The sequence below is a fragment of the Psychromonas antarctica genome, from assembly GCF_022267535.1.
Lineage (GTDB): Bacteria > Pseudomonadota > Gammaproteobacteria > Enterobacterales > Psychromonadaceae > Psychromonas > Psychromonas antarctica.
Window position 1 is genome coordinate 1 of sequence record NZ_JAHNZV010000146.1, and the last position, 5,798, is coordinate 5,798.

At 42.0% G+C, this 5,798-nt stretch carries 6 protein-coding genes; 5 read left to right on the forward strand and 1 reads right to left on the reverse strand.

Annotated elements, in window-relative coordinates:
• Positions 1-109: 109 nt before the first annotated feature.
• The 4 genes from KSO91_RS15785 to KSO91_RS15800 all read left to right on the forward strand — a co-directional run bounded on the left by KSO91_RS15785 (position 110) and on the right by KSO91_RS15800 (position 4,379).
• Entirely contained in the window at positions 110-1,321 is a 1,212-nt protein-coding gene (locus KSO91_RS15785; RefSeq protein WP_238743989.1) for an AMP-binding protein, read from the forward strand.
• Between the two features lie 380 nt (positions 1,322-1,701).
• Positions 1,702-2,661 (forward strand): ABC transporter substrate-binding protein, encoded by a 960-nt coding sequence (locus tag KSO91_RS15790; protein WP_238743990.1) that lies wholly within the window; start codon positions 1,702-1,704, stop codon positions 2,659-2,661.
• 15 nt (positions 2,662-2,676) lie between these two features.
• Positions 2,677-3,579 carry an ABC transporter permease gene (locus tag KSO91_RS15795; protein WP_238743991.1) on the forward strand — a complete coding sequence of 301 codons (903 nt, stop codon included), beginning with the start codon at positions 2,677-2,679 and terminating at the stop codon, positions 3,577-3,579.
• On the forward strand, positions 3,576-4,379 hold the full coding sequence (locus KSO91_RS15800; RefSeq protein ID WP_238743992.1) for an ABC transporter ATP-binding protein: 804 nt from the start codon (positions 3,576-3,578) through the stop codon (positions 4,377-4,379). The genes KSO91_RS15795 and KSO91_RS15800 overlap by 4 nt, the downstream gene beginning before the upstream one ends.
• A 113-nt stretch (positions 4,380-4,492) precedes the next feature.
• Here the strand turns inward: KSO91_RS15800 and KSO91_RS15805 are convergent, their stop codons facing one another.
• Positions 4,493-5,164: an HAD-IA family hydrolase gene (locus tag KSO91_RS15805; RefSeq protein ID WP_238743993.1), complete on the reverse strand. Its 672-nt coding sequence runs from the start codon at positions 5,162-5,164 to the stop codon at positions 4,493-4,495.
• Positions 5,165-5,271: 107 nt separating this feature from the next.
• On the opposite strand from KSO91_RS15805, the gene KSO91_RS15810 reads away from it, so the two are divergent.
• The gene (locus KSO91_RS15810) at positions 5,272-5,412 is read left to right on the forward strand and encodes a hypothetical protein (RefSeq protein WP_238743994.1); all 141 of its coding nucleotides are present in this window, start codon (positions 5,272-5,274) and stop codon (positions 5,410-5,412) included.
• The last annotated feature ends 386 nt before the right edge of the window (positions 5,413-5,798 follow it).

Genomic DNA, 5,798 nt, shown 5'->3' on the forward strand with positions numbered 1-5,798 from the left:
AGCGCTTTATTGATTATTTTAACGAGAATTTAGCAAAACCATTTAAATGGACGTATAAAGGTAAGGCTTTGTCGGCTTGAACCAATTATGAACATTATCACACGGACTTATGAATCGAGGTACTAGTCTGACAACAGCGCGCCACATGTTGACCATTAAAGAGGATGATCTTGCATCCATTATCTACACATCAGGTACAACCGGACAGTCAAAAGGGGTCATGCTCACTCATAAAAATCTGATCACACAGATTCTGCAGGTACAAAGTATTGCCAATATTCGCGCCGATGATAAATTTCTATCAATATTACCTTTAGCTCATACCTATGAGTGCTCTGCCGGTTTTTTAGTCCCTTTTGCAACTGGCGCTTCCATTTATTACATCAATAAACCGCCTTCGCCTAAAATCATTCTTGCCGCGATGCAGAAAGTACGCCCGACCTGTATGTTAAGTGTGCCGCTGGTAATTGAAAAAATTTACAAATCAAAAGTTCAAGCTGAGTTTAATAAAAAAAGAGTGGTTAAATTTCTCTATGAAAACCTAGCTTTTGTGCGTAAAAAGTTAAATAGGATGGCAGGTAAAAAACTCCAAGAAAGTTTCGGTGGTCAGATGAGACTATTTGGTATTGGCGGTGCAAAATTATCTCCTTTTGTCGAAGAATTCTTACTGGAAGCTGATTTTCCCTATGCGATTGGCTATGGTATGACCGAGACAGCCCCTATTATTGCGGCTGCCGCTCCTGGGCTTACCAAAGTAGGCACAACGGGCATTATCGCGCCGCAGATTGAATACCGATTTAAAAAGCTATCTGAAGCGTCCCGCGACGGCGAACTACATGTACGTGGTCCGAATGTAATGATCGGTTATTATAAAGATTCGCTACGTACAGCGGAGGTACTAGATGATGATGGTTGGCTAAATACCGGTGATCTGGGTTACATAGATGAAAACGGTGTGCTGACAATTAATGGGCGTAGTAAAAATGTGATTATCAGCAGCAGTGGGGAAAACATTTATCCCGAAGCCGTGGAATCGGTTATTAATCAGAACCCACTGGTATTAGATTCTCTCGTTTATGAAGTAGCTCATAAAGTCGTCGCTAAAATACATCTTGATTACGATAAGTTCGACGAAGACCATAATATCTTCCAGGCCAGTGACTCAGTTTTGCATAGTAATATTTTATCGCTGTTAGAAGAGATCCGCTGCACGGTTAACACACAGCTTTCCGGCTATTCAAAAATCACCAAGGTGATAGAGCAGTGCGAACCCTTTATTAAAACTCCGACGAAAAAGATAAAACGCCACTTACATATTTAAGCAATTATCATTTTTAAACCAGTAAAACTATAACCATTTGATAGATAGTATAATTTCAACTATGGAGGCTAACTAATTTTAGCCTCCAATTGAGATCATTGTACGGCCGCTAACTACCAGTCAAAGACTGCTGAGTATCAGAATAGATTTACAAATTGTTCTCGTCACTTATCCTGAATATATTCTCTACAGCTGTGATTCTAGGCTCACTTACTCCGTTAAAATTCTATCTCTCAGTTTACGGTCTTCAACAGCGGTTAAATCTATTATTATTTACATCAATAAGCTGATAAAGTTAGATATACCCTTTTCAAACATAAATAAAATTATGATTTATCAATCAGCTGGTGAATAAAAATATTAAAACAAGGATAGTCAATATGAAATTAAGCTCAGTAATTAAAATTGCAGCATTCTCGAGCGTGCTGTTATGCACAGCTTTACAAGCTAAACCTGTTTATGTCGCAACCACTGCGATTGTTGAACATCCCGCGCTGGACGCTGTTCGAGATGGGGTCAAAGCAGTATTAGAAGAAAACGGTTATAGCGGTGATCAACTCAAATTCACCTATGAAAGTGCACAGGGCCAACCAGCCATTGCAGCGCAAATTGCCCGCAAAATGGTCGGCGATGCTCCAGATATAATCGTTGCTATTGCAACGCCTTCAGCACAAGCAGCAGTCAGTGCAAGTCAAGATATTCCCGTGGTATTTTCAGTGGTCACCGACCCCGTTGGCGCTAAGGTTGTGCCGCGCTTAAAGCAACCCGGTGGCAATGTGACGGGACTTTCGGATATGGTCAATGTGAAGCAGCAACTCGCTTTAATTAAAGAGTTTCTACCTGAAATAACAAATTTAGGTGTGGTATATAATCCGGGTGAAGCCAATTCCGTTTCTATTGTAACAGCACTTAAAGAAGCGGCCGACAGCATGGGAATTAAGATCGTTGAATCACCAGCCCCTAAATCATCGGATGTAATGATTGCCAGCAAACAATTAGTCGGCAAAGCTGAGGCGATTTACTGCCCAACAGATAATACCATTATCAGCGCCTTTGAATCGGTTGTGCGCGTTGGTATTGATGCGCAGATTCCCGTATTTGCAGCCGACACAGGGTCTGTAGAACGTGGCGCTGTTGCTGCTGTAGGGTACGATTACACAGAGCTTGGCAGACAAACGGGTGATATCGTGGTGCGCATACTAAAAGGTGAGCGTGCAGGATCAATTGATGTCAAACAGGCGGAAGGCACGAATCTTTTTGTAAATACTAAAATGGCGGCAAAAATGGGCATAAAAATCCCTGCATCTGTACTTGCTCGCGCCACCAAAATCATTGAATAAGAAGTAGTTTTTAATATGTCTACATTTGCTTTTTTAGGAACCCTAGAGATAGGGTTTATTTATGGTTTGGTTGCCCTCGGTGTTTACCTTACTTTCCGTATTTTGGATTTTCCCGACCTAACCGTTGACGGTAGCTTTACGCTTGGCGCTGCGGTCACTGCAACGCTGATTGTTGCTGGTGTTAATCCTTACTTGGCAACATTGCTCGGCACGCTTGCGGCCGCCAGTGCGGGCCTTGTGACTGCATGGCTTAATCTGCGTTTTAATATTTTACATCTGCTTGCCAGTATCTTAACCATGACCGCTTTATATACTATTAATTTAAGGGTGATGGGCAAGCCGAATGTTGCTTTGATTATGGAACCGACCGTGCTAACCCCTTTTGAAGGGCTGGGTCTGGCTAATATGTATTTAAAGGTAGGTTTTGTTGCTGTTTGCGCTTTGATTGGTGGGTTACTCGTTGCGTGGTTTCTTAACACCCAATATGGGCTGGCGATGCGAGCAGTTGGTTCGAATAAACGCATGGCCCAAGCCAATGGTATTGTGGTTAATGAGAAAGTCTATGTCGGCCTGGCACTATCCAATGGACTAGTGGGGCTAGCTGGTGCTCTTTTTGCTCAGACAAATGGGTTTGCAGATTCAACTATGGGAATCGGTACTATCGTTGTCGGTTTAGCAGCCGTTATTATTGGTGAATCGTTGTTTGCCAGCCGCTCAATATTGGTGATTGTACTGAGCTGTATTGTCGGTTCGCTACTGTACCGCGTTGCGGTTTCAATGGCGCTTAACGCTGATTTTTTAGGCTTTCATGCATCCGATCTGAATTTAATTACAGCCGTACTGGTCGCATTGGCTCTCGTATTTCCTAAGTTACGTAATGAGTGGAAAGCGAAACGCGCACAGGAGGATACACTATGATCCGTTGCGAAAATTTACATGTCACTTTTAACCCGGGTCTGCCTACGGAAAAACTGGCTCTGCGTGGCATTGATCTGTGCATCCCAAGCGGTGAGTTTGTCACTGTTATTGGCTCAAATGGCGCGGGTAAATCGACCCTGCTCAATACCATTGCTGGAGATATCAGAACGACACAAGGCCACATCTATTTTACTGAACGTGATGTCACTAAGCTTTCAGCGACGGCTCGCACCAAAGATATTGCCCGCGTTTTTCAAGATCCCTTAGCTGGAACTTGTGGCAATTTAACGGTTGAAGAGAATATGGCACTGGCTTATGGCCGTGGTAGTAGAGGTAATCTCTCTTTTGCCTTAAATAATAAATTGCGCAGCATTTTCCGCGAGCAATTAAGCCGTCTTAATTTGGGGCTTGAAGATCGCTTAGAAAGTGAAATGGGCCTTTTATCTGGCGGACAGCGGCAATCGGTGAGTTTGTTAATGTCAGCATTACAACCCAGTACCATTTTACTGCTGGATGAACATACTGCTGCACTTGATCCCAAAACAGCCGCCTTAATTATGGATATATCCTCACAAATTATTGCTGAAAAACAACTCACAGTGATGATGGTTACCCATTCCATGCGTCAAGCTCTAGATCATGGTTCACGCACTGTTATGCTTCATGAAGGAAAGGTGATTTTTGATATAGCAGGACAGACCCGTGCAAATTATCAAGTCAAAGATTTATTAAATCTATTTGCTCAAGCTCGCAGTGATGGCGAAGAGCTAGATGATGATAAACTATTACTTGATGCCTAGTCATTAACGACCAATCAAAACCATAAAAAACCGGATCAACTTTCGGTTTTTTATGGTTAGTAACACAGATAAAACAGAAAACTAAACGCTCAATAAATACTGTTTTATCGAAACTACATACTTCTATTCGAATCAATGAAACTTAGTTTATATTCGTCATCTTCTTGCTGAATAAACAGATCCTCCAATGAATTAATATAATAATCAGCTTCAGGCAGTTGTGCAGGCTTAAAATGCGTTTGCAATGCAATGACAGTGCAGTTTGCTAAATGCCCCGCTTGCACACCAGCAGGCGCATCTTCAAATACTAAACATTGCTCACCAAGCAAACCTAACTTTTCAGCCCCAAGTAAAAAAGGGGCTGGATCGGGCTTCCCTTTTTTCACCAGTTCTGGAGTGATCAATACTTTAGGTCTTGGTAACGCGGCAGCTTTAATACGCGCACTGGCTACGGGTAACGTCCCTGAAGTTACAATTGCCCAAGGAATTTGCAAAACATTAAGCTGAGTTAACAACGCAACAGCACCGGGTAAGGCGTGTACACCTTGCGTATCTTCTGACTCATAACGCTCCAACCAAGCAAACTCTTGCTCTATTTTAGCCTCGTTAGCGCCACCAAGCAGCTCTGTAACAGACTCTCGCGCAGGGCGCCCATGGATCACTTGCATCACATGATCCGCCTCTAAGCTATTACGCTTAGCCCAACTGCGCCAAGCACGATCGACAACAGCAAGAGAGTCAATCAGCGTGCCATCTAAATCGAATAAAATCCCCTTAAACTTCATCTTATTTATTCTCCTCATATTTGCCCTATTTATTCTGTAAATAGGTTACTGCATAAGAAAAACAATTATATACCCTTAATACTTCAGATGCTTTATCAAGGCGCTGCATGGAGGCCTTTCAAGCGATTAACTACGTTAATCCACTATCGACAGAAGTAAATACAAGCATTTACCCTAATATAGTGGATCTCTTATCGAATCCAGCAACGCAAGCCTGCTCGCTACACCTTCACTATCTGCAAATTTAATCTCTGTGCTGGCCGACATAATAAATCAATTGCCAGCAAATAATAATGCCACAGGATGCAAATGCTGACTTAAACGCCTCACAATCACCACAACAAAGTAATCACCGGAATCACTACGTGAAGCACTCAGCCACCCTCTCCTAGCTATTTTTGTTTAACAAAATTAATTAGCGAATTCAATACATTACAGTTATTGGTGTGAGGCTCTTCTAATAAACAGATATTCACGTTTTTATCTCATAAAAACGTTACTAACAAGTCTTGGATTCAAATAATAAGTGCATAACTTGAATAGGTAGAAAAAACGGTCAGCTGAATATATGCTAATCGCTTTTTCTCCGGCAAGAGATGCAACAATGAAAACATATAAACAACTGACCTATGAA